At 56.1% G+C, this 25342-nt stretch carries 22 protein-coding genes; 13 read left to right on the top strand and 9 right to left on the bottom strand.

Annotated features, from left to right (window positions below; genetic code table 11):
• The first annotated feature begins 8 nt into the window (after positions 1-8).
• From J5W70_RS04195 to J5W70_RS04185, 3 genes are read left to right on the top strand one after another with little or no spacing between them, the layout of a single operon-like run.
• Positions 9-983 (top strand): glycosyltransferase family 9 protein, encoded by a 975-nt coding sequence (locus J5W70_RS04195; RefSeq protein ID WP_022396404.1) that lies wholly within the window; start codon positions 9-11, stop codon positions 981-983.
• Entirely contained in the window at positions 980-2005 is a 1026-nt protein-coding gene (locus J5W70_RS04190) for a glycosyltransferase family 2 protein (protein WP_022396403.1), read from the top strand. The genes J5W70_RS04195 and J5W70_RS04190 overlap by 4 nt, the downstream gene beginning before the upstream one ends.
• Positions 2006-2026: 21 nt before the next feature.
• Positions 2027-3010 carry a glycosyltransferase family 8 protein gene (locus J5W70_RS04185; RefSeq protein WP_022396402.1) on the top strand — a complete coding sequence of 328 codons (984 nt, stop codon included), beginning with the start codon at positions 2027-2029 and terminating at the stop codon, positions 3008-3010.
• Between the two features lie 13 nt (positions 3011-3023).
• On the opposite strand, the gene J5W70_RS04180 is transcribed toward J5W70_RS04185, so the two are convergent.
• Positions 3024-4058 (bottom strand): SIR2 family protein, encoded by a 1035-nt coding sequence (locus J5W70_RS04180; RefSeq protein ID WP_215832942.1) that lies wholly within the window; start codon positions 4056-4058, stop codon positions 3024-3026.
• A gap of 112 nt (positions 4059-4170) precedes the next feature.
• Positions 4171-5022: a metallophosphoesterase gene (locus J5W70_RS04175; protein WP_022396400.1), complete on the bottom strand. Its 852-nt coding sequence runs from the start codon at positions 5020-5022 to the stop codon at positions 4171-4173.
• A 220-nt stretch (positions 5023-5242) separates the two neighbouring features.
• On the opposite strand from J5W70_RS04175, the gene J5W70_RS04170 reads away from it, so the two are divergent.
• The 8 genes from J5W70_RS04170 to J5W70_RS04135 all read left to right on the top strand — a co-directional run bounded on the left by J5W70_RS04170 (position 5243) and on the right by J5W70_RS04135 (position 11148).
• Positions 5243-5410, top strand: coding sequence for a hypothetical protein (locus J5W70_RS04170; RefSeq protein ID WP_022396399.1), 168 nt, complete (start codon positions 5243-5245; stop codon positions 5408-5410).
• 87 nt (positions 5411-5497) lie between these two features.
• Positions 5498-6511 carry a DHH family phosphoesterase gene (locus J5W70_RS04165; protein WP_022396398.1) on the top strand — a complete coding sequence of 338 codons (1014 nt, stop codon included), beginning with the start codon at positions 5498-5500 and terminating at the stop codon, positions 6509-6511.
• Between the two features lie 14 nt (positions 6512-6525).
• Positions 6526-7242 (top strand): tRNA pseudouridine(55) synthase TruB, encoded by a 717-nt coding sequence (truB, locus tag J5W70_RS04160; protein WP_022396397.1) that lies wholly within the window; start codon positions 6526-6528, stop codon positions 7240-7242.
• Positions 7243-7246: 4 nt separating this feature from the next.
• Complete coding sequence (ribF, locus tag J5W70_RS04155) at positions 7247-8182, top strand: riboflavin biosynthesis protein RibF (protein ID WP_022396396.1); 936 nt, start codon at positions 7247-7249, stop codon at positions 8180-8182.
• A 73-nt stretch (positions 8183-8255) separates the two neighbouring features.
• The gene (locus J5W70_RS04150; protein ID WP_067569353.1) at positions 8256-8594 is read left to right on the top strand and encodes an aspartate 1-decarboxylase; all 339 of its coding nucleotides are present in this window, start codon (positions 8256-8258) and stop codon (positions 8592-8594) included.
• A 41-nt stretch (positions 8595-8635) separates the two neighbouring features.
• Positions 8636-9115, top strand: coding sequence for a preprotein translocase subunit SecG (gene secG, locus J5W70_RS04145; RefSeq protein WP_022396394.1), 480 nt, complete (start codon positions 8636-8638; stop codon positions 9113-9115).
• A 165-nt stretch (positions 9116-9280) separates the two neighbouring features.
• Positions 9281-9922 carry a type II secretion system protein gene (locus J5W70_RS04140; RefSeq protein ID WP_022396393.1) on the top strand — a complete coding sequence of 214 codons (642 nt, stop codon included), beginning with the start codon at positions 9281-9283 and terminating at the stop codon, positions 9920-9922.
• 158 nt (positions 9923-10080) lie between these two features.
• Positions 10081-11148, top strand: a complete 1068-nt coding sequence (locus tag J5W70_RS04135) for a 3-deoxy-7-phosphoheptulonate synthase (protein ID WP_022396392.1) — start codon at positions 10081-10083, stop codon at positions 11146-11148.
• Between the two features lie 140 nt (positions 11149-11288).
• Here the strand turns inward: J5W70_RS04135 and J5W70_RS04130 are convergent, their stop codons facing one another.
• The 7 genes from J5W70_RS04130 to guaB form a co-directional block, all read right to left on the bottom strand.
• Entirely contained in the window at positions 11289-11771 is a 483-nt protein-coding gene (locus J5W70_RS04130) for a hypothetical protein (protein WP_102727931.1), read from the bottom strand.
• 235 nt (positions 11772-12006) lie between these two features.
• A complete protein-coding gene (locus J5W70_RS04125) occupies positions 12007-12993 on the bottom strand; it encodes an AEC family transporter (protein ID WP_022396390.1) in 987 nt (328 codons plus the stop codon).
• A 54-nt stretch (positions 12994-13047) separates the two neighbouring features.
• On the bottom strand, positions 13048-13695 hold the full coding sequence (locus tag J5W70_RS04120; RefSeq protein ID WP_022396389.1) for an HAD family hydrolase: 648 nt from the start codon (positions 13693-13695) through the stop codon (positions 13048-13050).
• Complete coding sequence (locus tag J5W70_RS04115) at positions 13692-14294, bottom strand: sugar O-acetyltransferase (RefSeq protein WP_022396388.1); 603 nt, start codon at positions 14292-14294, stop codon at positions 13692-13694. The genes J5W70_RS04120 and J5W70_RS04115 overlap by 4 nt, the downstream gene beginning before the upstream one ends.
• 69 nt (positions 14295-14363) lie before the next feature.
• The gene (locus tag J5W70_RS04110; RefSeq protein WP_022396387.1) at positions 14364-15170 is read right to left on the bottom strand and encodes a class I SAM-dependent methyltransferase; all 807 of its coding nucleotides are present in this window, start codon (positions 15168-15170) and stop codon (positions 14364-14366) included.
• 272 nt (positions 15171-15442) lie between these two features.
• Positions 15443-16966 carry a glutamine-hydrolyzing GMP synthase gene (gene guaA / locus J5W70_RS04105; protein WP_022396386.1) on the bottom strand — a complete coding sequence of 508 codons (1524 nt, stop codon included), beginning with the start codon at positions 16964-16966 and terminating at the stop codon, positions 15443-15445.
• A gap of 12 nt (positions 16967-16978) precedes the next feature.
• On the bottom strand, positions 16979-18430 hold the full coding sequence (gene guaB, locus J5W70_RS04100) for an IMP dehydrogenase (protein WP_022396385.1): 1452 nt from the start codon (positions 18428-18430) through the stop codon (positions 16979-16981).
• 193 nt (positions 18431-18623) lie between these two features.
• Between guaB and J5W70_RS04095 the strand changes: the two genes are divergently transcribed.
• Together J5W70_RS04095 and J5W70_RS04090 are read left to right on the top strand one after the other, a co-directional pair.
• Positions 18624-19115, top strand: a complete 492-nt coding sequence (locus J5W70_RS04095; protein WP_022396384.1) for a low molecular weight protein-tyrosine-phosphatase — start codon at positions 18624-18626, stop codon at positions 19113-19115.
• Positions 19116-20242: 1127 nt separating this feature from the next.
• Positions 20243-25315, top strand: coding sequence for an RHS repeat domain-containing protein (locus tag J5W70_RS04090; RefSeq protein ID WP_215832941.1), 5073 nt, complete (start codon positions 20243-20245; stop codon positions 25313-25315).
• Positions 25316-25342: the final 27 nt, after the last annotated feature.

The raw sequence follows: 25342 nt of genomic DNA, 5'->3' as shown, positions 1-25342 counted from the left end.
TTCCGCCCATGCCCGCACAGCGCATTCTGATGATCAAGCACGGCGCCCTTGGCGACGTGGTGCTTGCCATGGGGACGATGAAGCGGCTCCGGGAGCTCCATCCGGAGGCGCATATCACCCTGATGACCATGGGGATGTTTGTTCCCATGGCGGAACAGCTCGGGGTGTTTGACGATTTCATTGTGGACAACCGCCTGCCCTACCGGAAGCTGGGCGCCACGTGGGGGGCCATCCGTTCCATCGTGAAAGGGAATTTTGACGTGGTGTACGACCTCCAGGAATCTTCCCGCACCAGGAAGCGTTATTATCCCGCCGTGCGCTTCCTGCTGGACCATGACATGGACTGGGTGGCCTGCAATTCCGGGGAACGGCGAAGGCTGCTGAAAAAAGGCGGCTTCCGGTTTGGCAGGGTGGTGAAGGAGCCGTTCCACCTGGAACGCGTCCTGACGGACCTCTCCTTCATGCACGGGGAAGGGCTGCATTTTGACGAGCTTCCGGAACGCTACGTGATGATGATTCCGGGCTGTTCCCCCAGCCATCCCTACAAGCGCTGGCCCGTGGAGAATTTTTGCGCCCTGGCTCGGCGCCTGGCGGAAAGGGGCATTTCCTCCGTCGTGATCGGCACCCGGGCGGAGGCCGCGGAGGTGGAGGCCATTGCCGCCAGCTCCCCCCTGGCCGTCAGTTTTCTGGGCAAGTCCACCCTGATGGATATTCCCCAGATGGCGCTCCGTTCCCTGGCCTGTGTGGGCAATGATACGGGGCCTACGCACATGTGCGCCTATGCCGGGGTCCCGGTGACCGCTATTTTCTGCCACCGGACGCGCAAGTCCGCCATTACGGCCCGGTGCATTTCCAACCTGATTTCCCCCGGCTCTATTGAGGAAATTACGGTGGACCAGGCGTGGTCCACGCTGGAGCCCTTCCTGCCCCCGCAGGAAGAGCTTGAACCTGCAAAAATGGCGGCCACTCCGCAGGCGTCATGACGGCTCCCGTGAAAATTTCCGTGCTGGTTCCGGTTTACAATGTGGAACCGTATCTGGCCCAGTGCCTGGAAAGCATCTGCGCACAGACGCTCCGGGAGCTGGAAGTGGTTTGCGTGGACGACGCTTCCACGGACGGGTCCCTGTCCATCCTGCGGGAGTTTGCGGAGCGGGACCAGCGGGTGAAAGTGGTGCAGGCCCCGGAAAACGGCGGCCTTTCCCGCACCCGGAACCTGGCGATGAGCTATGCGCAGGGAGAATACCTGGTGCTGGTGGATTCAGACGACTGGCTGGAAACGGATTTGCTGGAGGAGATGTACAGCCGTGCGAAGGCGCTGGACGCCGACAAGCTGGTGTGCGGGTTCCGGTATTATTATGAGTCCGACCCCGGAAGGGAGGACCGGTTCCTGCCGGAGGACATCGCGCCCCCCGGAAAGGGATGGATTCCCTGTACGCCGGAAACCATCGGTAAAATACACCATGGAGCGGGCGGCATGATGATACGGCGTTCCGTTGTGGAGGAGCATGGCATCCGGTTCCCCGAGGGCGTTGCCTGCGAGGACCTGTATTTCCACTATGTCGCCTTTCCGCGGTGCAGAAGGGTGTGTGTGGTCAGCAGGGCGGCATACGTTTACCGCAAGCGCGCCGGGTCCATCACCAGCGGCTTTGCGTCCGGCAGTTCCCTTCAGTCGCTGGATTACCTGACGGTGGCGCAACTGGTGCTGGAAGAGTGGAAACGAGCCGGAATCCTGGAGGAATACAGGACGCCTTTTCTGAAAATGCTGGTGATGGGCGTGCGGAATATCCGCAAGTACGCCCCCCATGCCGTCCAGAAAGAGGTCACCCGGAAAGTGTCCCGAATGCTCCGTGAAGAAAACCTGTACCGTCCCGGAGAGGAGGATTCCCGCCTGTCCCGCCGGGAAGAAAAACTGCTGAAAACCTGGCTGGCCGGAAAATCCGGCTTGGACTTTTCCTATTACTGGAAGAGAATGCGCAAAGCGGGCGCCCGGCTGCTGCGCCGCTGACACCACCCGAACGATCGACCGATGAAGAAGAATGAATTTGCCGTCGTCCTGGCCAGTGACAACCGGGGCATCCTGCCTTTGAGCGTTACCGTGTTTTCCCTGCTGAGCACCGCTGCTCCGGAAACCTTTTACAAGATTTACATCCTTTCCGACGGCATTGACGGGGAGAACCGGAACAGCATTGAGCGCCTGGCGGCCCCGTTTGAGTGCCGGTTGGAGTTCATAGACGTTTCCGGCATTCTGGAGGAGCACGACTTTCCCCATACGGAACAGTGGCCCGTGCCCGCCTGGGGCCGCGTGTTCATCCCGGAGTTATTGAAGGAGGAGCGGGGCAACATCCTGTATCTGGATATTGACGTTCTGGTTTGCCGGGATTTGACGGAGCTGTTCCGGACGGATATGTCCGGGAAGGCGGTGGGAGTGGTGTTTGAGAATTTTTCCAGGCCCGGTTCCCATTTCAACGAACGCCTGGAGATGCCGCTGACCTGCACGGGGTATTTCAATTCCGGCGTGCTGCTGATGAATGTGGACGTATTCCGGGAAAAGAACCTGGTCAGGGCCGTGCTGGATTATGCCGTCAGCCACCGGGACAGGCTGACCTGCCCGGACCAGGACGCGCTGAACGGCGCCCTGTGCGAGCTGACCGTGCCGCTGCATCCGCGCTGGAACTGGCATGACGGCCTGACGCGCCGCATCCTGAAGAACGACCCCAGGGAACGGTTCTGGCGAGGAGTGACGCCGCGCCAGGCGGTGGAAGCGGCGCTGGAACCGGGCATTCTGCATTACCAGGGGGTGCACAAGCCCTGGCGGTATAATTGGCGCTATGAAGGGGAACGTTACGAACGCGCCATGCGTGAAGCCGGGCTGCTGCATGGCCCGCTGCCCGGAAGAACCCTCCCGGCCATCCTGAAAAAGCACCTTTACAGGCCTGTTTACCGGATGACCAGGAATAAAATTCTCAGGCTTCAAAAGCAGTTTGAGAAGGAGGATGGCACATGCTCCTGAAGCCGGATGCGGGTTAATGTTCCTGTTCTATTCTGGACTGGATATCACGTAAAACCGCCCGGTAATACTTCTCGTAATCCGTACCTTTCGCGTTTTTTCCGGGAGGCGTGGGCGAAGAAGAGCAAACCTCCACATCAAATTCTTCCAGAAGGGCTTTCATGGCTTTGGCGGGCTGGCCGTAGAAAACGATGCGGTTTTGAATGCAGCGCGCCTTTTTTGAATCGCGCAGCCATCGTGACCGGAGGTTCAGGATGTACAGCAGGTCTATTTCTTCCGAAGAAAGATTCAGCCCCATGATGTAAACGTTGGAAAAGAAAAACAGGTCAATCCATGATTCCTCCAGTTGAAGCTGCGGCTTGCGCAGCTTTTCCGGGATGCCCGCTATTTCTTTTTTCTGTTTTTGGACCCAGTAAGTGTAGGTTCCCTTTAAATAGCTGTCAATTTTACCGATGCAGCCGCAATAGTGCTCATACCCGTATTGAATCGTGAAGGAGGAGGGTTTTTCATTATAGGTGCCGTGAATGTTCCAGATGCGGAGGGAGCGGCGTTCCTTCTCCATGCAGACATGGCGGCGGATGCTGTATTTGGTTTCCGAATTCCGGCGCTGGCTTGTCTTGTAATGCTGTGATTCCAGGATCTGCACCAGGAACGTGTCGTAATTGGTGGTCAGATAGTCGTCTATTGGAAGGGCGGCAAGCTGGTGTAAAACGGAGCCGGGATATTTCTGCGGGGTGAACTCTTCCAGTTTCTTCTTGAGCCGGTCACGCACATCGGAGGATACTTTGCCCATGTCGGCTTCCGGATGCCGTTTTTGTTTTTTCAGGATCAAATACTCGTAAATCAGGGGAAAAGGCAGATAATCCCCCTGGTCCCTGAACGGGCAATAGATGTCTTGCTTGCAGCCTTCACCGCCGTTGCAGGGAGGGCAGACGGTTTCCTTGAGCAGGTCAATGCTGCTTGGGCTTCCCAGTGTGCGGATCAAACCGTTGCCAAACAGGACGGCGTTCTTTCTGAGGGTGGATTTGGTATTGGTGGAAGTAGTCATCATGGAAAACAGCAGAACCATTCTCCATGCTGGTCCATGGCCGCGAAAAATCAAGAAACAAAGAAAAATCCTTTTCCCGCCGCCGTCTAGTCCGGCATGAAAAGGGCTGCCGGCGTCAGTGCAGTTCCAGCAGATAGATCTCCGGAGGGCAGTTGAAGCGGAGGGGGAGCGTGCTGGTTCCCACCCCCTTGGTAATCAGATAGGTGTTGCCGCCGGAAATATGCCAGGGGTAGGTGTAGGGCTGGGCGTGTTCCGGGCTGGCTTCAAACCACAGGAGATTGAAGGGAAGGCGTATCTGGCCGCCGTGGGTATGGCCGCTGATGACGATGTCCGCGTCCCCATGGGAAAGCATGTGATCCGCTTCCGGACGGTGGGAAAGCAGGAAATGGGGTATATCCGGGGACTGGCGCTTGGGGAGCCGTTTTTTGGAATTGCGCGAGGTGTCCAGCATTCCGGATAGCTGGAGCTGCCTGCCGTCCTTGAACGTGACAAGCGCGCTTTGGTCTTCCAGCACCGTGATGCCGGCCCGGGTCAGTTCCTTGCGCCAGTTGTCCCAGCCGAAGGTGAAGTCATGGTTCCCCTGGATGGCGAAGACGCCGCAGGGCGCTGCCAGCCCCCGCAGCAGCCGGGCGGCCGCGGCGGGGCTCATGCTGGCGTTTCTGCTGGCGCCGCGGGCATAATCCCCTACCAGCAGGATCAAGTCCGGCTGAAGCTGCATGATTCTCCGGACGTAGCGCAGCGCCCTCACTTCATCAAAGGCCGTGGGCATCAGGTGAAGGTCTCCGGCAATGACGACTTTAACGGGTTTTCCGCGGCCGTTCCACTGGGGGACGCGGTAGTCCACCTTCCGGACGAACAGAAGATTGGGTTCTATCAGGTACGCCCAGGTAATGCCGGCTACGCCGAGCGCGCAGACGCCCAGCAGCAGGGTGCCGAAAAGCCGGAGTATTCTGACGGAGAAGGGCATGGAAGGGAAGCGGCTTGGCAGAGACTATAATTCCTGAGGACCGCAGGCGAGCGATTTATGCGTCTTGCCATTTGAGAAAGGCCCGATTGCGGGGAGAAGCAGGCGGAAAGGCGCCCCCTTGGGAGATTTTAGCAAATTTGATTGACGGGCGCCCGCATGGTATGCTTTTATGCTCCAAGATATTTCCATATCCTTTATCACCCATCATTTAACCACGCATATGAAGAAGATTACCGTTATGGCTCTTGCCGCTTTTGCGGCGAGCATCATGGCTTCCTGCTGCTGTCAGGATCAGGGTGCTCCCCCCCTGACCCCCCTTCCCAAGTTCAATGACCTGAACCAGCCCGCCGTGGATGTGGCTCCGGTGGTCATGAAGTCCAAGAAGTAATCCTCTTCCGGGATTAGGTACGACTTTTCAAGCCGCACTTGGTGATTGTCCAAGTGCGGCTTTTTCTATAAAAATGCGGCAGAACATATGGAAGATTGGAAACATTGTCCCAAATTTGCGCCTTTGGCGGACCTGTTCCGCAGACATGACAGCTTTGCGGTAATTGCGCACGTGCATCCGGACGGTGACGCCATCGGTTCCACGCTGGCGCTGGGGGAAGCCCTGAAGCAGATGGGCAAGAAGGTGGTGATGATGAACGAGGACGGCGTGCCTTCCAATCTGGCCTTTATGCCGGGCGTGGAAAATATCATCCCCACGCCCGATGAGCCGGTGGACGTGGAAGTGGCCGTTTCCGTGGACAACGGCGCGTTCAAGAGGCTGGGCGAACGCAGTCTGAAGGCCCTGGCGGGAGTGAAGGTGTGGGCGAACATCGACCACCACCAGACTAATGAATTGTTCGGGGACGTGCAATGCGTTCTGCCGGACGAGTGCGCCACGGGTGCGGTGCTGTATTATTTTTTCAAGTATCTGGGCGTTCCCGTTACCCCGATAATGCGTGACGCCCTATACGTGGCCGTCAGCACGGATACGGGTTCCTTCCAGTACCAGATGACGACGGCGGCCGTGATGGAGCTGGCCGCGGATTTGATCCGGATGGGCGTTGACGTCCAGGACATCAACCGCCAGCTTTACCAGGAAAAGCCCTGGGTGAAGATGCAGCTGATGCGCGAGGCTCTGAACGGCATGAGGCTGACGCCGGACGGCAGGATTTGCACGTTCTGCCTGACGAATGAGGCGAAGGCACGGATCGGCAGCCGTCCGGAGGACACGGAAGGCCTGATCGACCTTTTGCGTTCCGTGCAGGGAGTCTGGCTGGCCGCTTATCTGGAGGAGGCGGAGGACGATCCCCGTATCCGCATTTCCCTGAGGTCCAAGACCCCTGAAATATCCGTGGCGGAGCTTGCCTCCCGTTTTGGAGGCGGCGGACATGCCATGGCCGCCGGAGTGCGCATCAGGGGACCCATTGAAGAAGTGCGCCTCACCATCCTGAAGGCCATGCAGGAGGAAGTGGAACGCGTGCTCCAACAGCAGATTTCATGAACGCTTCAGATTCCATGCAAGCTCCCTCGGGCGTCCTGTTGATTGACAAGGCGCAGGACATGACCTCCCACGACGTGGTGGCGATTGCGCGCCGCTCCCTGGGGATTAAGAAGATCGGCCACTGCGGCACGCTGGACCCCATGGCTACGGGGCTGCTGATGCTGGTGGTGGGAAAGGCGACCAAGCTTCAGGACAAGCTGATGTGCGAACACAAGGAATACGCCGGAACCCTCACGCTGGGAGTGGAGACCTCTTCCCAGGACGCCATGGGGGAAGTGGTGGCGGAGTATTCCGTGGACGGCGTGACGGAACAGGCCGTGCGCGAGGCGTTTGACCGGTTTGACGGCGCTTTTGAGCAGATTCCCCCGATGGTTTCCGCCATTAAAAAGGACGGCGTCCCGCTGTACAAGCTGGCCCGCAAGGGGCAGGAAGTTGTGAGGGAGCCGCGGCCCGTGGAGGTGTTCGGCCATCAAATTTCCCGCGTGGCCGTTCCGGAAGTGGACTTTACCGTTCAATGCTCCAAGGGTTTTTACGTGCGTTCCTATGCGTATGACATCGGGAAGGCGCTGGGCTGCGGAGCGCATTTGAGCGCCCTCCGGCGCATCAGGTCCGGCTCTTTTACGCTGGAGCGCGCCGTTACGGTGGACACCCTGAAAACCGCCCCCAGGGAGGAGCTGTTCCGGGCCATGCTTTCCCTGGAGGAGCTGGCGGACATTCTGATTGCCAGGTAGCAGCATGGTCATTTACCGGGAGTTCAAGGAACTGAAGGGTGTTTCTTCCCCCGTGCACTGGGCCATGGGGATGTTTGACGGGCTGCACCTGGGGCATGCCGGAGTGATTGCCGCAGCGGTGGAAGGCGCGGCCCGTGACGGAGGCATTGCCGCCGTGCTGACGTTTCGCACTCATCCGCTGGCCCGTGTCCGCCCGGAAAGCGTGCCGCCTGCCATTATGGCGGTGGATGCGGAAAAGTTCGCCCTGATGGAAGAGCTGGGGGTGAAGATGGTGCTGACGCTGGAATTTTCCTCCCGGCTGGCTTCCATGAGCCCGGAGGAATTCATCAGGGAGCTCTGCGCCTCCTGCCGCGTGGCGGAGATTGCCGTGGGGGAAGACTGGCACTTTGGCCGAGGCCGCGCGGGCGATGTGGAAACCCTGCGCCTTTTGTCCGGCCGCTACGGGTTCCGAGTGACGGCCGTTCCGCCCATCCTGCGGGACGGGGAGCGCGTGAGCAGCACCCGGATTCGCGAAGCCGTGCGTGCGGCGGATTTTTTACAGGCGGCCGGCATGCTGGGCCGTCCCTACCGCTGGAGGGGCCCGGTGATTCATGGACGCCAATTGGGACGCCTGCTGGACTACCCCACGGCCAATATGAAGCCCGGCTGCGGGTTGCAGCCTCCTCATGGCGTTTACGCCGTACGCGCCCGGGTGAACGGGGCGGAATATGGGGGCGTCGCCAACCTGGGGGTGCGTCCCACGGTGGAGGGGGATGCGGGGGAACTGTTGCTGGAAACGCATTTATTCGGCCGGCCGGGGGACATTTACGGGCAGGAAATGGAAGTGGAGCCGGTCCGGTTCCTGAGGCCGGAGGCCAAATTCCCCTCTTTGGAAGAACTGAAAAACCAGCTTGCCCGGGACGCCGCCCATGCCGCTGAAGTGTTGAAACGGGGTGAGTAAGACACAGAAAACCGTAAAATGGAGGATGACGGCTTGACCGAAAGAGCGATCGGGGGTTTGTTGTTCGGACGTCATGTTGGTTGAGCAGTTAAAATCAAAAATCCATCGCGCCATGATTACCCGTGGCGATGTTCAATATGAAGGCAGTATTGAAATTCCTGCCGATTTGATGGCCGCTGTGGACCTGTGGCCCGGAGAAAAGGTCCTCGTGGCGTCCGTCACGTCCGGAAACCGTCTGGAAACGTATGCCCTGCAGGGGCCTGCCGGTACGGGGAACATCATCATGAACGGCGGCGCGGCCCATTTGATCAAGACGGGCGAACGGGTGGTTATCATGAGCTTTGCCCTGTCGGACAAGCCCATCGTTCCCAAGAAAATCGTTTGCAACGAGCATAACGAAATCATTTCCTAGACTTTACAAACCATCTGAATTCACACATACTCCCCGCGTTCATGAACCTTTTTTTAGCAAATTCACTTAATATCAGCATTCAGTTACTCTTTGCCGTTCTGGTGATTGTGTCACTTCTCCTCCTGGGCGTGGTGCTTATGCAGAGACCCAAGCAGGAAGGGCTGGGAGCCGCTTTCGGCGCCGCCATCACGGACCAGGCCTTCGGCGCGCGGACTACGGATGTGCTGAAAAAAGCTACGGTGTACTTCGGCTCCGCCTTCATGATTCTTTGCCTGGTGCTGGGCATGCTGATCAACCGCCAGCACGTCAAGAGCTCGGAAAGTCTGCTGAGCCCGGAAATGATGAAGGCCGCCGCCAAGCAGGAAGCCTCCGTTCCCGCCAAGACGCCGGAAGAACTCCAGCAGGAGGAGCTGCGCAGGCGCGCCGCTGAGGCGGAAGCCGCTTCTTCACAGGCTCCGGCTCCCGCTGTGCCGGAAGCTCCCGCTCCTGTCTCTCCGGAAGCTCCCGCTCCCGCTAATTAAAAGAATGTTCTTTTTAAACGCCCCGGCCGTCCTCCGACAGCCGGGGCGTTTGCATGCCGGGGTCATGCGCCGCATGTTTGCCGCTCCGGAAACGCGCTTTGAAATTGGCGGTTCCGGTTGTTTTCCGCTTGCCCTGAACCGTAATTGCGCTACTCTTGGCAAAGTATGAAGGCACCTTTTTTGAACCGTAAATCCAAGGGATTCACGTTGATTGAATTGCTTGTGGTGATCGCCATTATCCTGACGCTGGCCGGCATTGCCATGACGGTGGTGAACGGCGTGATGGAAAAATCACGGGTTACCACGGCGCGGAGCGATTGCAACGGTTTGCAGACAGCCGTTGAGAACTACATGCTGGACAACGGCCGCGTTCCCGTAGCCTGGAGCGGACGGGAAATGGCCAAGCAGGCCCGCAAGGACGGACAGTATTACATGACGACCGCCGTGGATGACGACAGCCGCATCATGAGCATCCTGACCAACTACATGGACCGCGGGGATGAAGATAGGAAGCTGAATCCCAAGAAAACGGCCTATTTCAACACCACGACCACGGATGTGGAAGGTTCTCCCGGCCTGTTCTTTGAAAGCCGCGGCCGCGTGGGCCTGATGGACCCGTGGGAATCCCCCTACCACATCATTTTGAATGCCAATCCCGACGACCGCACCCCCCGCGTCCAGGTCGGTTCCCGCATGGTGACCAAGAACGTGGCCGTTTACAGCGTCGGCAAGGACAAGCAGGGCAGCACGGAGGATGGCCACATCAACAATCCGGAAATGACGGAAGACAACGTGACTTCCTGGTAACGCATTCCGGGACCGCCTGTTGAGAGACGGGACCGATTTATTTTGCGGGGCTTCCGGCTTATGGCCGCGAGGCCCCGCGATATATTCAGGCATATTGCCTCCAAACCGTATTTTTTTCTTTTCAACCACTCTCAAAAACCCCTCAATAAGTCCCAGACATGAACTGGTTCAAAACAGACGACGTACGCATTCAAGACATCGAGCCCCTGATTTCCCCCGCCATCCTGATCAAGGATTATCCGGCGACCACGGAAATCGCCAAAATGGTGGCTACGACCCGCAAGAATGCGGAGAACATCATTTCCGGCCACGACGACCGCCTGCTGGTGGTGGTGGGGCCGTGCTCCATCCATGATCCCCAGGCCGCAGTGGACTATGCCTCCCGCCTGAAGGAGCAGATGGCGCGCTTTGAAAAGGATCTGGTGATCATCATGCGCGTGTATTTTGAAAAACCCCGCACCACGGTGGGCTGGAAGGGCCTCATCAATGACCCGTTCATGAACCATACCTTTGACATTAACCGCGGCCTCCACATGGCCCGCGGGCTGTTGCTGCGCCTGGGTGACATGGGGATTCCCGCCGCCACGGAGTTCCTGGACACCATCACCCCGCAATATATAGCGGACCTGATTACGTGGGGAGCCATTGGCGCGCGCACCACGGAAAGCCAGGTGCACCGTGAACTGGCCTCCGGGCTTTCCATGCCCGTGGGATTCAAGAACGGCACCAGCGGCAGTCTCCAGATTGCCGTGGACGCCATCATTTCCTCCTCCTGCCCGCACTGCTTCCTTTCCGTGACCAAGCAGGGTGTTTCCGCCATCGTTTCCACCACGGGCAACAAGTCCTGCCACCTGATTCTGCGCGGTTCCTCCCTGGGCCCGAATTTCGATGACCAACATGTGAAGGAAGCAGCGGAAGCCTTGCAGAAGGCCGGCATCAACAACCGCATTATGGTGGACTGCTCCCACGGCAACAGCTGCAAGGATTACCGCAAACAGCCGGCGGTGGCCGCCAGCATCGCGGAACAGATTTCCGACGGTTCCGACCAGGTGGTGGCCGTAATGATTGAGAGCAACATCGTGGAAGGGGCCCAGCCGCTGAGCTCCGACCTGGTGTACGGCAAGAGCATCACGGACCAGTGCATCGGCTGGGACACCACGGTGGAAGTGCTGGAAAACCTTGCCGCCGCCGTCCGCAAGCGCCGTGCCAAACGGCAGGAAGCGTAAGTCTTCCGGTGTTGGCGGAAGACATTCCTAGTGATTAAGGACCAGGGGGTACGCCTTGGGTGATTGTACCCGGAAGCCGTAGTTCCAATCCTTTATATCTGGTTACTTTTCATTGGCCCTTCGGCGTTTTTGCCGGAGGGTCAATGGTCGTCTCCCCACAGGTAGGAATGGCGTTCGGAGATTGTTTTGCCGTGGTTGTCCTTCAGGACGAGCTTCCATGCGAGAATCTCCCCTTTTGTTTTGGCTTCATCCCCGATGAATTCAAAAACGGAATTTTGCGTGCCTCCCTTTCTCCCGGCAGGGTAGGAAATGGATTTCGTCAGGACGGCTGAACCTGTTTTTCCCTGGCGGTACATCATGACCAGGGTGGCCGCCTGTTCCGGGTTCGCATCATTCCAGGTGACGAAGTAGTATTGGCCCAGACGCTGGAGGCGCTGTTGCTGGGAGACGGCGCCATGCAGCAGGTAAGTAGCCTGGGAGCGGTGCATGCCTACATCTTCTGCAGGAACCACCGTGGTTTTCAAGGGAACCTCCCGCACATGTTCAATCCGGGAAACCTGCTCCGCACAGGAAAACAGGACCGGCAGTACGGCGGCAGTGCAAAGGGGAGCAGGAAACTTCATGGAGCCCATTCAATACACATCCGCCGGGGGAGTCAACACAAAGGTGGGAAAGCTTCAGCATGGAAATGTGGTGGGGCCCAGAAAGAATAAAGGCGTTCCAGGACTGGAATGGTTCTGCTGATGGAGTATCCAACAAGGGAACCGCATCCATGAACGGGAAAGGTTCCGGAAGCACGGAGCTGGCCCGTTTGACTGCCCCGTGTCCCAGCCGGGCGATGACGCTGCCGCGCCGCCTTTAATACAACGGCACGACCAGTGAGGAACCCAGAGCCAGCCAGCAGGGCAGCGTAAGGAAGGAAGCCACGGTAGTGGTCAGCAGGATTTGGGTGCCCAGGTCGGGATGGCCGCCGAAGCGTTTGGCCAGAATGACCGGGATGACGGCGGAGGGAATCGCCGCCTGGATGATGATGACGCGCTTGATATAGTCGTCCACCGGCAGGAAATAGGCCATCAGGAGCAGCAGCGCCGGAGCCAGTCCCAAGCGCGTCAGCAGCCCGCAGATGATGGGTTTGGGCTCCCACTTCATGTTGTGCCACAGGTCTCTCATGGAACAGCCGAACAGGATCAGGCACAGGGGCGTGGCGCAGTTGCCGATCATTTCAAAGGTTTTCATGAGAGGCGGCTGGGCTACATAGGTTCCCAGGCCAGACCAGGCGAGTGCCAGGCCCACGATGACCGCCAGCAGGGGGCCGCGGAAGAAGACGCCCATGTTCAGGTTGCCCGGACCGCCTGCGATGATGATGACGCCGATGCTCCATACGACCAGTTCACACCCCACGTTGTGGACGAAAAGGACGCCCAGCGTGGGGTCATTGCTGGCCGTGAACAGCATCTGGATAATGGGAATGACGAAAAAGGCGTAGTTCTGCACCCCCGCCGTCAGGGTGAAGGTGCGCAGGCCCGTGCCGATGCGCATGCGCAGCATTTTGGCGACCAGCCATGCGGACGCGATGCCCAGCAGAAGTTCCAGCGCTCCGGCTGCAATAGCCTGGAGGGAAAAGGAAACGCTGCTGAGCGTTTCATTCCCGGAGAGCACCATGTACTTCATGATGCTGTGGAAGACGAGGCAGGGATAGGCCACATCCATCGCGATGCGCATGATGGGCGCGTCATGGTCCGCCTGGATGACCTGCTTGTGGCGCAGATAGAAACCCGTGGCGAAGAAAAGATAAACGGGAATGGTGGAGAGGAAGGAAGTGAGGATGATGGAACCGGTGTCCATGGCGGCAGGATTGCAGGGCGCGATTGATTAAGGCAAATAAAAAAACGGAACAGGTTATGTGTTTTCCCGCGTCCGGAGCAGGAAATGCGACAGGTCCCTGATGCTGAAAAATACTTTTGAAGGGTTGGCTTCTTCCAGGCCGCGGATGTCCGCGGTAGTTCCCCAGGCGGCGGACAGGCAGGTCACGCCCGCTTTCCTGCAGGCGGTTACATCCGATACCGCATCCCCGACGTAATAAAATTCATCCTTTGCCAGGTGGCAGTCATGCAGCAGTTCCCCAATGGCTTCCGCCTTGTTCGGCCTGTCTTCCGCACCGGTCTTGACAGAGCAGAACAGATCCTGCATGCCGAATTGTTCAAGCGTGATGCGGCAGCTCTTTTCTCCTTTTCCGGTAATCAGGGCAACCAATATTCCCTCCTTTTTCAAGGTGTTGATCAATTCGCGAATGCCTTCATACGGTTTCGGGCATTCTTCATGCATCTTTTCATAAACCGGGTAAAAATCATGAAGGGCTTCCTGCCATTTTTCCCCGGCGACCATTTTAATCATTCCTACTTCATTCAGGCCGAAGGTCTGCGTAATTTCCCGTTCGCTCAGCGTACGGCCCGCGTAGGGGGAAACTGCTTTTTCAAACGCCCGGATGCACATGGGGACCGTCTCCCCTATCGTCCCGTCCAGGTCAAAAGCGATCAGTTTAATCATTGTTCGCGATTCCCGTTGATTTTACGGATAACCCTGCAGGGGTTTCCCGCCGCCAGGCTGTCGGGGGGAATGTTTTTGGTGACCACGCTTCCGGCGCCGATGACGCTGCCTTTTCCGATCGTGATTCCCGGCAGGATGATGACGCCGCCGCCAATCCAGCAGCCGTCTTCTATCGTCACCGGAAGGGCGAAGGTATGGCGAATGTATTCCATGCCCTCCGCCGTTTCCACGGGAGTGAGGCGCTCATTCAGCTCAATGGGGTGCGTAGCGGTGTAAATCTGCACATTGGGAGCGATGAGCACATTGCTGCCGATGGTGATCCTGTTGCAGTCCACGAACGTGCAGCCCGTATTGACGGTGACGTTGTTCCCGATGTGGATGTTGCGCCCGTAGTCGCAGGTGAAGGAATGACCGATGGATACTTTGGCGCCGATGCTGCCCAGCATTTCCTTCAACACCTGGCGCTTTTCCTCCTTATGGTCGTAAGGCAGGGAATTGTACTTCATCAGGAGCCGGTGGGTCTTGCTCTTGAATTCCAGAAACACCGGGTCATGGCAGTCATACCATTCGCCCGCCATGCATTTTTCCAGTTCAGTCATTGTCTTTTTCCCTTTGTTGTTGATTATGGACTGTGGCAGCCATTCTGCCGAGCGATCGTGAATGAATGCTCATTTTGCAGGGTATGCAGATGCTTTCAAGCTAAATGACATGGGATACTTGTCCCTGTTGCAGCTATACGCATATAGCCCTTTCTTTGAAGAAGAAGCCTGCATATTTCCAGAATCATAAAAGTTTTCAGCATGTTCATTAAAATATTCAATGTGCAGACCGGCCCTCGTCAATGAATTAATAATATCCGAAACCGTATGCATCCAGAAATAGGATTTTACGCCATCTTTCGGTTCACAGGCGTATCCGCCGATGGAACTATCCACAGAGGGAATTTTACTGAAATAGGGGTATTTAATCTCGAAAACTTCCTTGTCCAGTTTGCTCTCATCAAAGGAAAGAAAAAATGGGTGTGAATCAAATACATACAAATAGCCGTTATCCTTTAAAAGGCTGCGAATGGTATTCGCCCATACATTCAAATCGGGAAGCCATCCCAATACTCCCTCCGAGGTAAAGACAATATCGTATTTTTCACCATGAACTTTTGATAAAGTCATGATGTCGGCTTCAATGAATTTTACGTTTTTAAAATTAAGATCGCCGGCAAGTTTATTTGCAAAAAATATGTTGTCAGGAACTAAATCTACCCCGACCACGCTTTTAGCTGTTTTGGCAAGTATCAATGTATCTGCACCGGTATTACACTGTAAATGGATTATTTCCTTGCCTGATATGTCACCCAGTTCTTCCTGTATATAATAGTTCAAGTGAAGATTATCATCACTTAGTAAAGCTTTAAAGTGATGATAATGCTCTTCTGATATTTTACCCCAAGCCTGCTTGTTAGATTCAATTTCAATCATGCAATATTGCCTTCTTGTTATTATAAATACCTTTTTTACTCCTCCATCGCAGGAAGTGATATACGATGCTATTCTGCAAATTACCAGCAGGGAGCAGCGGTGCACCGCCCCTTGCCATTGGCAAGGAACGGTGCCTGCGCTTTGTGGCAAACAAAAGGTTAAGGATAAACTAAACTTTAACCTCGCTGGGTTTATCCTCTCGCCATGCAATAGAGATCGAAAGACCTGTATTCATGGGACTTTACAGCCTCCCTTTTAGGAGCGGTATAGTATTACTCCCACTCAATGGAGGCCGGGGGCTTGGTGGAAATATCGTAAAGGACGCGGTTGATGCCCTTCACTTCATTGAGGATGCGGTTGCTGGTTTCACGCAGCAGGGCCGGGGGCAGTTCTACCCAGTCCGCCGTCATGGCGTCTTCCGACACGATGGCGCGCAGGTTGGTGGCCCATTCATAGGAACGTTCATCTCCCTTCACGCCCACCGTTTTCACCGGGATGAGGCCAGCGTAGGCCTGCCAGACCTTTTCATACCAGCCGTATTTCTTCAGGTTGCCGATGAAGATGGCGTCACACTCCCGGATGATGTCCAGGCGGTCCCTGGTGACTACGCCGGGGCAGCGCACGGCCAGGCCGGGGCCGGGGAAGGGGTGGCGCCACAGGATGTCGTGCGGGATGCCCATGGAGGCGCCCAGTTCGCGCACCTCGTCCTTGAACAATTCCGCTAGGGGTTCCAGCACCTTCCCCTGCGCCTGGAGTTCCAGCACGCGCTCCACGCGGTTGTGGTGTGTCTTGATGACGGAGGCCTTGGACTTGGCGTTGGAGGCGCTTTCAATCACGTCCGGATAAAGGGTGCCCTGGGCGAGCATTTCCGCGTCTCCCACAGCGTCCCAGAATACGTCGATGAACAGGCCGCCGATGATGCGGCGCTTCTTTTCCGGGTCGCCTTCCCCGGCCAGGGCCGTCAGGAAGCGTTCGGAAGCGTCCACCGTTTCAATTTCCACGTTCATGCGGGCGAAATTGGCGCGTACCTCATCGGCCTCATTCTTGCGAAGCAGACCGTTGTCCACGAAAATGGCGCGCATGTTCACGCCTGCCTCATGCAGCAGGACGGCCAGCACGGTGCTGTCCACGCCGCCGGAGACGCCGCAGACCACCTGCTTGTTGCCCACGCGTTCCCGGATTTCCCGGATGAGCTGCCTTTTGAAGTCGCCGATATCGAATTTCTTGAGGTTGGCGGCGCAGGAGAGGAAGTTGCGCAGGATGGTGCGCCCTTCATGGGAATGGGTCACTTCCGGATGGAACTGGATGCCGAAAGTTGCTTCTCCCCACTGGAGGGAGACGGGGACGCCTTCTGCGTTGCGGGCGATCACCTGGCAGCCTTCCGCCAGGTGGTCCACCGTATCCGAATGGCTCATCCATACCTGGGAGGAGGGGGACATGTCCCGGTACAGGCCCGTGCAGGCTTCCGGAAGCAGGGCGGCGGGGCCGTATTCCCGCTTGTTGCTGGCCTTGACGGAACCGCCGTGCTTGATGTTCAGCAATTGCATGCCGTAGCACACGCCCAGGACGGGGACGTTCAGGCTTTTGAGCCATTCAAAGTCAATATCCGGGGCGTCTGCGTCCGTGGTGCTTTTGGGGCCTCCGGAAAGGATGACGGCGCCGGGTTCGTGAATCTGGTCCAGGTCTTCCAGCGCGTACAGTTTGGCCATGTAGCCCAGTTCGCGCACGCGGCGCACAATGAGCTGGGTGTATTGGGAGCCGAAGTCAATGACGGCTACGAGGTGCTTGTCGTCCATGTGAGAGAGGGTTTAACAGGAATAGTTGATGGGTTCTTCCGTGATGGTGATGTCGTGGGGATGGCTTTCCTTCAGGCCGCCGGAGGTGATTTGGACGAACCGGGCCTTGTCCCGGAGCTCCGTCAGGCTGTGTGCGCCCAGGTAGCCCATGCCGGAACGCAGGCCGCCCATGAGCTGGAAGACCACGTCCGCCAGCATGCCCTTGTACGGAACGCGCGCTTCCACGCCTTCCGCAACGAGCTTGCCGGAGCTGTTCTGCCCGTAGCGGTCGCCGGAGCCGCGGCGCATCGCGCCCAGGGAACCCATGCCGCGGTACTGCTTGAAGTGGCGGCCCTGATAGTGGACCACCTTGCCGGGGCTTTCTTCCGTGCCGGCCAGCAGGCCGCCCAGCATCACCAGGTCAGCGCCGGCGGCCAGGGCTTTCACGATGTCCCCGGAATAGCGGATGCCGCCGTCTGCAATGACGGTGACGCCCGCGGGACGCGCTACGGAGGCTACCTCCTGAATGGCGGTGAACTGGGGCATCCCCACGCCGGAAATGACGCGGGTGGTGCAGATGGAGCCGGGGCCCACGCCCACCTTGATGGCCTGCACGCCCGCCTTGATGAGGTCGGAGGCTCCTTCCGCCGTCACCACGTTGCCGGCCACGATGGGGCGGTCCGTCAGCTTGCGGAGGTTGGAAACCACGTCCATGACGCGGGTGGTGTGGCCGGTGGCAGCGTCAATGAACAGGGCGTCCGCTCCGGCGGAAACCAGCGCCTTGGCGCGGTCCAGGTAATCAGGGCCCACGCCCACGGCGGCGCCGCAGCGCAGGTGGCCGTGCTCGTCTTTGGAAGCGTCTGCAAACATGGCGCGCTTCTGGATGTCCGTTTCCGTGATGAGGCCGGCCAGCACGCCGTTTTCATCCACCAGGGGAAGCTTTTCAATGCGGTGGGTGTAAAGAATGTGGCGCGCTTCCTCAATGGTGGTGGTGGGAGCCGCCGTAACCAGGCGGGAAAGGGGGGTCATTACGTCCTTGACCCGGATGTTCTGGTAATCGTCCACGCCGCGCATGTCGCGTCCGGTGACGATGCCTTCCAGCCTGCGGTTGGCGTCCACCACGGGGAAGCCGGAGTAACCCTGGTCCATCATGATCTGATGGACTTCTTCCAGCGTCATGTCCTTGTTCACCGTGACGGGGTTCGGGATGACCGCGTTTTCAAAACGCTTCACGCGGGAAACCATGGCCGCCTGGATGTCGATGGGATTATTGCGGTGAATGACGGCCAGGCCGCCTTCCCGTGCCAGGGCAATCGCCAGTTCCGATTCGGAAACGGTATCCATGGCTGCGGACAGCACGGGAATTTTCATGTCAAAACCGGGAACAAGCTGGGAACTGATGTCCGCATCACCGGGAAGAATCGCGCTCAGGCGGGGCAGCAGGAGCACGTCATCAAAACTTAATCCAAGAGGGAGATCTGCCATGCGATAATCTACAGCCAGACACCCTCTGACGCAAGCCGAAACACAGGGGAATCTTATTTTGGGGCGGCACGGCGGCGTTCTGCGCTTTGCTCCCTGCGTTGTCCCGGCGTGTGTCTGTTTTCCGTACAGGAAACTCTTCCCTCTTGATCCGGGGAAACGTCTTGCCTATCCTGAAAGAAAAGAAATGCCTTTCATGAATGCTTCCGAACCCTACCGAGTCCTGTTTGTCTGCCTGGGCAACATCTGCCGTTCTCCTGCGGCGGAAATCATTTTTAAGAAGATGGTGAAGGAACAAGGTTTGGAAAGCCTGATTGAAAGCGATTCCGCCGGCATGATCGGCTATCATCGCGGCTGTCCTCCGGATGCCAGGATGGTCCAGGCCCTGGAAAAATACGGTTATCAGAATCCGGGAGTCAAATCACGCCCCGTGCGGAAGGATGATCTGGAGCAGTTCGACCTGGTTGTGGGAATGGACCGGGAGAATCTGCGGGATTTGAAACAGCTGGATAAAAGAGGGCAATGGGAAGGAAAGATTGTTCCCATGTGCTTTTTCACCACCCGTTTTCTGGATGAGGAAGTGCCGGATCCCTACTATGGAGGGCAGGAAGGCTTTGACCATGTGGTGGAATTGCTCCAGGACGGCTGCGCCAACCTTTTAGAGAACTTGAAGGAGCAGCTCTCCTGAATGATAAAAATGTATCGAGGGAAGGTTATTCTTCCCTTTCGTCTCAAGCGATTCCCGTGCTGTGTTCTGCTGGGAAAGGACCGGTTTATGCCCGGAATGAGGATTGGTCATTATTCCGGGCGATGGGAAGTCAGCCGGTATTCAATGAAGCTTCCTCAGTAGTGGGGAAAATCCCCTCTTTCTCATGGGAAAGAAGTAGTTTGGCTGCCAGAGTGAATGAAATGGCAGATATTCTTATGGCCCCTGGATAGCGTCTATTCCGTTTTGGGCGTGTTGAAGAGTAAAAATTAGTTGGCATAGGTAATGAATTGATAAAGTTATTGCTGGCATTCCCGTGTTGGAATCAATCAATGATTGATAATCAATGATTAATCTATTTCAACCATGAAAGAACAATTTAACGACGATATCAATTCCCTACAGGAGCGCGCAGTTCCGACAGCGGAGGAAAACCGACGCCCATCGATGAAAGCGCTCCGGATGCTTTTGACCGGAATTGGAATTGGGAATTTGAGGTGCGCCCGCTGGGGCCTTCTGAAACGGCCAAATGCTTTGTCACCATGGGCGCCGATGATTTGGCGACGCTGACGGTGGATCAAAAGGAGATCATGAACCTCGGTCCGCGCGGGCCGGAAGGAGGCGGTACCTATGATCCGAAGGAAACCTCATTTGACATCGAGGGAGGGAAGCATGAGGCTCATTTGGAATATCAAAACATTACCCTCAAAGACCATAAGAAGAATGTTGCCAAGCTTACCTTTGATATGAACGTGGTCGTCACTGACCATCAGACTGGTTCTTCCTCTTCCTATGTCCCTCCGGATACGCAAACGGAACCGGTGGACAATGACGACGAAGGCGAAGACGATCCATGCGGTTCCAGCAGCGGAGGGAGCAGCAGTTCTCCCAACAGCAGCTCCAGCAATCCATGTCCGGACGGCAACAATGGGGGAGATGAAGACGGTGATGAGCCGGTGGGCAATCCTTCCTCTTCAGACGGATGCATGGATAACACGGGAGGAGCGGAACCCCCTCCCACAGCTCGCAGCAGGTTTTCTTCCGCCTCCCTGTACGGCAGCATTTCTTCCGCCGGTAAGCGCGTAACCACTCAGACCAGGAAAACCAGCATGGTGTGGCGCACCAATTTCGGAGCTTTCCGGGGGATGGAAGGAATGCCTTATGGCATGCTGGAAATTGTAGCTTACAACTTTTCTTCCAAATTATGGACGCCCGCCGCTCTTCAATACCTGCACCCGATGGCAAGCAGTATCCAGCCGCCTCCCGGAGGCAGCTTGAGAGCGGACACGGCTTTTCAGATCAGGAATGGGGGTACCAATGTCAATTATTACTGCTATGCTGGCGCGGCCAGTGCAGGCTCCATAGGCGGGTCCAAGAAACGGGGTGGCTCCGTTTCCATGACTTACGCCCAAGAGAGCAGCCGTACTGCCAATGCAGCTTCTCTTTTTTCTACGGAAATGCGCGTGAGCAATAACAGGGGAAATTCCGTTTTGTACGGAGGGGCTTCACTCTCTTCCCTAAAGAACGCTACCGGGTATGTTTCCAAGCTTGGTTCTTCCTATACGGCGCAGGATTTTTCCCAATATCTGGACATCGTGCGGGGGAGTGACGGAAACATCCGCCAGATATGGAACCTGTGGGATGGCCTTGCCAGCATTGAACATGTGACGGCTGACGGCTATGTGATTGCCTTTTATCTGCCGGAGCAGGTGGGGGAAAAAGCGAATGGCGTTTATCCCGTCACGGGTACTCCGTTTAAGACTTTCTCCATTTCCGGAGATACGGCAACCAGCAAACTCACGGTCACGGAACAGGCTGAAGGCCGTTCCCCATATGTCACCCGTTATTGGCAGGGAACGGGAGGCGCCTGGTGCATGTCCCAGGGTGAAGAAGAAGACGCCATTTACACCCTGCGGGAAAAACAGACTGTCACTTCCACCACATGGAAATTGATCACTACCGTTCAGCGCGGAGAAACAGGAACACCCATTTCTCGCGTGTGTGAAACTTATGAACAGACCTCCAAGGGGAACCTTTGCACCAGCCGAATTGAAGCCTACGGCACTGATTATGCCCGGGAAACCACTTACGATTATAACAGCATAGGAAAACTGTCACGGGAAACTGCTCCCGACGGGAGTGTCAAGACGTGGGCCTACGACGCTTTTGGTCGTGAAACAGTTCGCATGGAACCCTGGTCCGGAGGGGAAAGAAAAGGCACCTACACCTATTACCGGTACTCGGACCGTCCGGATCCGGATATCATCCACCAATATGTCGTTCTTACCATCAAAGCTGTACGGTTAAGGGACACGCACTACACCTATGAGGAAGCCAATGATGTGCGCCGTGTGACCAAGCGGACGGCTGCCCTGGGTGCGGAAGGAGAGCAAGTGGAAATAACGGAAACATGGATGCCCTCAGCTTCCAATGTCCATGCAAGGGGCCGGTTGAAGATGCGGCAGGCCGTCAATGGGGTACAGACCTCTTACGAGTATGAAGCAGACAGTCAATACGGCGCCCTGTACAGGATTACGGCGGAAACCCGGGTTGGGGGAGAAGCTGTGCCGGGGCAGAGCAAGCGCAAATTGACTTACGTGTCCGCACAGGGCACCAACACCCGGATAGAAAAATACGCTTTTCTGATGGATGGAACCTGGGCATTGACAGATACGGCGGACTACGAATATGACAAGGAGAGGCGATGGATCAAGCGCACGCGCGGCAACGGACGCGTGACGGAACGTGAAATGATGTGTTGCGGCCCCTTGTGGGAAAAGGATGAAGACGGAGTGATGACTACGTATGCCTACAACACGGCCCGCCAGCTTGTGGAAACCATTCGTTCGGCTACGGAAACTACTCCGGAGACCATTGTCAGCTACACGCGGGACGCTTTTGGCAGAGCCCTGGCGATACGGCGGGACGTCGGTCCCATGGCAACCAGTGAAGGGCGGGAATACAACCTGCTGGGGCAGCTTGTTCGTGAAACGGACGTGCTTGGGAGAGACCATGCCTATGCCTATAGTGAGAATGGATTGACGAAAACCGCTACCACGCCGGCAGGAGCCACGCTTGTCACCCGCCGCCATGCGGATGGAACCATTTTGGAACAAAGCGGAACGGGACAGAGGCATTTGCTTTATCAAACGGAATGCACGGAAGAAGGGATTCTCCATTCCACCCTTATACCGCAGGAAGCCGGGGAACCGGTCCTTATGGAACAATCTGTAACGGATGGCTGGGGCAACGTAGTCCGTCTTTCCCGGGCCAATGCCAGCGGCGGCCTCATCCATGAACGATACAGTTTTGATACAAAGAACAGGCTGTTGCGGAAAGGGACGGACGGCATGGCTCCGATGCTCTACGACTATGACTCCTTCGGCAACGTGGTGAAAGAGACCTGGAAGTTGGCGGAAGAACCTGCTCCGGCTAACTCCCATATAACAGAATACTCCTATGCCTGTGAACGGAGGGAAGACGGCATATACCGTGTGAAGACTGTGGTGAATTACAATAGTTACGGGCTGCCTTACTCGAAAAGCACGGCGAGACTGGTCTCTTTCCTGTCTCCAGTCGTTGCTGAAAAGATCATCTCTTCGGATACGAGAGGCAATGAAATTCCGGAATGGATGGAATATACGGCTCCCGGCAAACGTACAATCAGGAAACAGGTTCCTGATTCCATAGTCATTGCAGAAGTGCTTGTCATTGATGGGTATGAAGTCTCCAAAAAGGATTTCGCAAACATGACTACGACTGCGGCGCGTTCCTACACGGCCACGGGGAAAAAGGAAATCCTTACGGACACGCGCGGCAATGAAACCACGATCATGTTTGATCTTGCCGGGCGCGAAACCGGGAGAACAGACGCTGCCGGCAATACGGTTACGACTGTCTATGATCCGGTGACGGCATTGCCCTCCTGCATCACGGACGCACTGGGGAAAACGGCTTGCTATGCTTACGATTTGCGCGGACGCAAGACTGCTGAATATGGTACGGCAGCGCAGCCCTCTGTTTTTGCTTACGACGATGCGGACAGGTTGGTAGAACTCAAGACTTTCCGGGCTCCGGAAGAAACCATAGCAGGTGATCCGCGTGAACGGACGGATGGCGATACCACCGTGTGGAGCTATGATGAAGGCTCCGGCCTCATGACGGCAAAAACCTATGCTGACGGGCATGGGGAAACCTATTCCTATGACGGGTGGAACAGGCTGGTGGCCAAATCACAAGCCCGGACGGTTGATGAACAGGGGACTCATCTTATGACGACTTACGGCTATGATGAGTTGACGGGAAATTTGCTCTCTGTCACTCACAATGATGCCACGCCGGCCATAGGCTACACATATAACCATCTCAATCTCCTTACACAGGTAACGGATGATTACGGTACGCGCACGTTTTCCTATAACCAATACAATGAAGCGGTACAGGAAAATACGGCAGGTCTGGTGGCCAGCCGGCTTGACTATCAAAGGGACAGTCTGGGACGATTTCCTGGCTATAGTTTGCAATACAAAGATGATGTTGTTTTTCAAACCATTTGGAATTATGATATGTACAAACGCCTTGGCACTGTTTCCCTCAGGCATGCAGGCGACCGGTTTACCTACGGCTATCATGCAGTTCATGGACTTTTGGAAACGCTCACCTATCCCAACGCCCTCAAGAGATGGTATGCCCGGGAGGAAAAACGTGACTTGCTGACTAAAATAGCCTACCAGCGTCCGGGGAGTACCGACTATTTAGCTAAAGTCGACTATACTTACGATGCACTGGGGCGCCCCCTGGAAAAGAAGGATTACTTTAATACTCCCAATCCCGATCTTACTCATGTTTACACGTATAATGACCGGGACGAACTGGTTGCCGACGTGATGAACCGGGGCGGAACGTACAGCTACTCCTATGACAATATCGGTAACCGGTTGACCTCACAGGAAGGAGCGGAAGCGGCTCCCACCGTTTATTTGTCAAATAATCTCAACCAGTACATTTCCGGTGATCGGGAACCCTCACAGGAAGAAACGGGAGAAGTTACAATCGTCTATGAGACAAATAGTCTCAACCAATACACTTCCATTATCGGCGGAGAAGAAAGTCCTTTGATACGGGAGTACGACGAAGACGGCAACCAGATTAAGGTAAAAACCTCTACAGGCGAGTGGGAGGTAAAGTATAACGCCTTGAATCAGGCGGTCAGATTCACGCAGGATGCCAAGCGGGTGGAATGCCGTTACGACTACCTGAACAGGAGAGTGGAAAAAACAGTCTATGAAGGAGAAATGCTGGTGTCCCGGAAACGGTTTATTTACTGTGGTTTTCTCCAACTTGCGGAACTGGATGCAGCCAATGCAACGGAAACGGTGCAACCCGTTCTTCGGAAAACCTATCTATGGGATCCTATGGAGTCCACGGCAACACGAATCCTGGCAATAACCACATTCGACGAAACGGGTACCTATGTGGAAAACCTTTTTTATACGCATGATCTGTTGAAAAATACTACAGGCCTATTTGATACCCAGGGAGAATGCCGCGCCCTGTATGAATACGGCCCATACGGCAATGTTCTCAGGATGGAAGGCAATATGGCGAAGGATAATCCCTTCCGTTTCTCCAGTGAATATGCGGATGATGAATTAGGTCTGGTATATTATAATTACAGATATTATAATATTTTAAACGGTAGATGGTTGAATAGGGAGCCCATTGGAGAGGATGGTAATTTCAATTTATATAGAATGGTTTATAATAATCTTTTCACGTTTATCGATTATACTGGGAGTATCCCAGTGAAAACACCGGATGCTGCGATGACCAACTCTCCTTCTTATCTCGCGGATATAGCAAGAGCGACTCGAGGCATTACATCATCATCTAATATATCTCGAAGAGCTGCAAGAGTTGCGGCTGCGGCTGTTGTCATCGCTACCCGGAAAGGCTGTAAACCCTGTAAGCCCCCGGCTGGATCGAAACGGCATGACATTGCCAAACCAGGATCCAGAGAAAGAGGAGCTCACAAGTGTGATACTGTAGGTCACGTTAAAGTATGGACGATGAATCAGGCTCCATTTCCATCATGCATATGCAATTGGAATGGTCCTGTTACTTTGGAAAACACACAAACTCCACCAGAAGGAAGTGCCCCGGATGGCCCTCCCCCCTCCTAATCCCGCTGGTGGCGGAGGCCCTTTATA

It is taken from the genome of Akkermansia massiliensis (assembly GCF_018847375.1).
Classification (GTDB): Bacteria; Verrucomicrobiota; Verrucomicrobiia; order Verrucomicrobiales; family Akkermansiaceae; genus Akkermansia; species Akkermansia massiliensis.
The sequence above is the reverse complement of the archived record's forward strand: the minus strand, read 5'-3'. Positions and strand labels throughout refer to the sequence as shown.

What these genes read in the sequence shown, in the direction of transcription:
- J5W70_RS04180 (WP_215832942.1), bottom strand. Translation starts at nt 4,058, where the DNA reads ATGATGACTACTTCCACCAATACCAAATCCACCCTCAGAAAGAACGCC.
- J5W70_RS04140 (WP_022396393.1), top strand. Translation starts at nt 9,281, where the DNA reads ATGAAGGCACCTTTTTTGAACCGTAAATCCAAGGGATTCACGTTGATT.
- J5W70_RS04110 (WP_022396387.1), bottom strand. Translation starts at nt 15,170, where the DNA reads ATGATTGAAATTGAATCTAACAAGCAGGCTTGGGGTAAAATATCAGAA.
- J5W70_RS04190 (WP_022396403.1), top strand. Translation starts at nt 980, where the DNA reads ATGACGGCTCCCGTGAAAATTTCCGTGCTGGTTCCGGTTTACAATGTG.
- J5W70_RS04150 (WP_067569353.1), top strand. Translation starts at nt 8,256, where the DNA reads ATGTTGGTTGAGCAGTTAAAATCAAAAATCCATCGCGCCATGATTACC.
- guaB (WP_022396385.1), bottom strand. Translation starts at nt 18,430, where the DNA reads ATGGCAGATCTCCCTCTTGGATTAAGTTTTGATGACGTGCTCCTGCTG.
- J5W70_RS04120 (WP_022396389.1), bottom strand. Translation starts at nt 13,695, where the DNA reads ATGATTAAACTGATCGCTTTTGACCTGGACGGGACGATAGGGGAGACG.
- J5W70_RS04125 (WP_022396390.1), bottom strand. Translation starts at nt 12,993, where the DNA reads ATGGACACCGGTTCCATCATCCTCACTTCCTTCCTCTCCACCATTCCC.
- secG (WP_022396394.1), top strand. Translation starts at nt 8,636, where the DNA reads ATGAACCTTTTTTTAGCAAATTCACTTAATATCAGCATTCAGTTACTC.
- ribF (WP_022396396.1), top strand. Translation starts at nt 7,247, where the DNA reads ATGGTCATTTACCGGGAGTTCAAGGAACTGAAGGGTGTTTCTTCCCCC.
- J5W70_RS04130 (WP_102727931.1), bottom strand. Translation starts at nt 11,771, where the DNA reads ATGAAGTTTCCTGCTCCCCTTTGCACTGCCGCCGTACTGCCGGTCCTG.
- J5W70_RS04095 (WP_022396384.1), top strand. Translation starts at nt 18,624, where the DNA reads ATGAATGCTTCCGAACCCTACCGAGTCCTGTTTGTCTGCCTGGGCAAC.
- J5W70_RS04195 (WP_022396404.1), top strand. Translation starts at nt 9, where the DNA reads ATGCCCGCACAGCGCATTCTGATGATCAAGCACGGCGCCCTTGGCGAC.
- J5W70_RS04135 (WP_022396392.1), top strand. Translation starts at nt 10,081, where the DNA reads ATGAACTGGTTCAAAACAGACGACGTACGCATTCAAGACATCGAGCCC.
- J5W70_RS04165 (WP_022396398.1), top strand. Translation starts at nt 5,498, where the DNA reads ATGGAAGATTGGAAACATTGTCCCAAATTTGCGCCTTTGGCGGACCTG.
- truB (WP_022396397.1), top strand. Translation starts at nt 6,526, where the DNA reads ATGCAAGCTCCCTCGGGCGTCCTGTTGATTGACAAGGCGCAGGACATG.
- guaA (WP_022396386.1), bottom strand. Translation starts at nt 16,966, where the DNA reads ATGGACGACAAGCACCTCGTAGCCGTCATTGACTTCGGCTCCCAATAC.
- J5W70_RS04115 (WP_022396388.1), bottom strand. Translation starts at nt 14,294, where the DNA reads ATGACTGAACTGGAAAAATGCATGGCGGGCGAATGGTATGACTGCCAT.
- J5W70_RS04170 (WP_022396399.1), top strand. Translation starts at nt 5,243, where the DNA reads ATGAAGAAGATTACCGTTATGGCTCTTGCCGCTTTTGCGGCGAGCATC.
- J5W70_RS04090 (WP_215832941.1), top strand. Translation starts at nt 20,243, where the DNA reads ATGGTGTGGCGCACCAATTTCGGAGCTTTCCGGGGGATGGAAGGAATG.
- J5W70_RS04185 (WP_022396402.1), top strand. Translation starts at nt 2,027, where the DNA reads ATGAAGAAGAATGAATTTGCCGTCGTCCTGGCCAGTGACAACCGGGGC.
- J5W70_RS04175 (WP_022396400.1), bottom strand. Translation starts at nt 5,022, where the DNA reads ATGCCCTTCTCCGTCAGAATACTCCGGCTTTTCGGCACCCTGCTGCTG.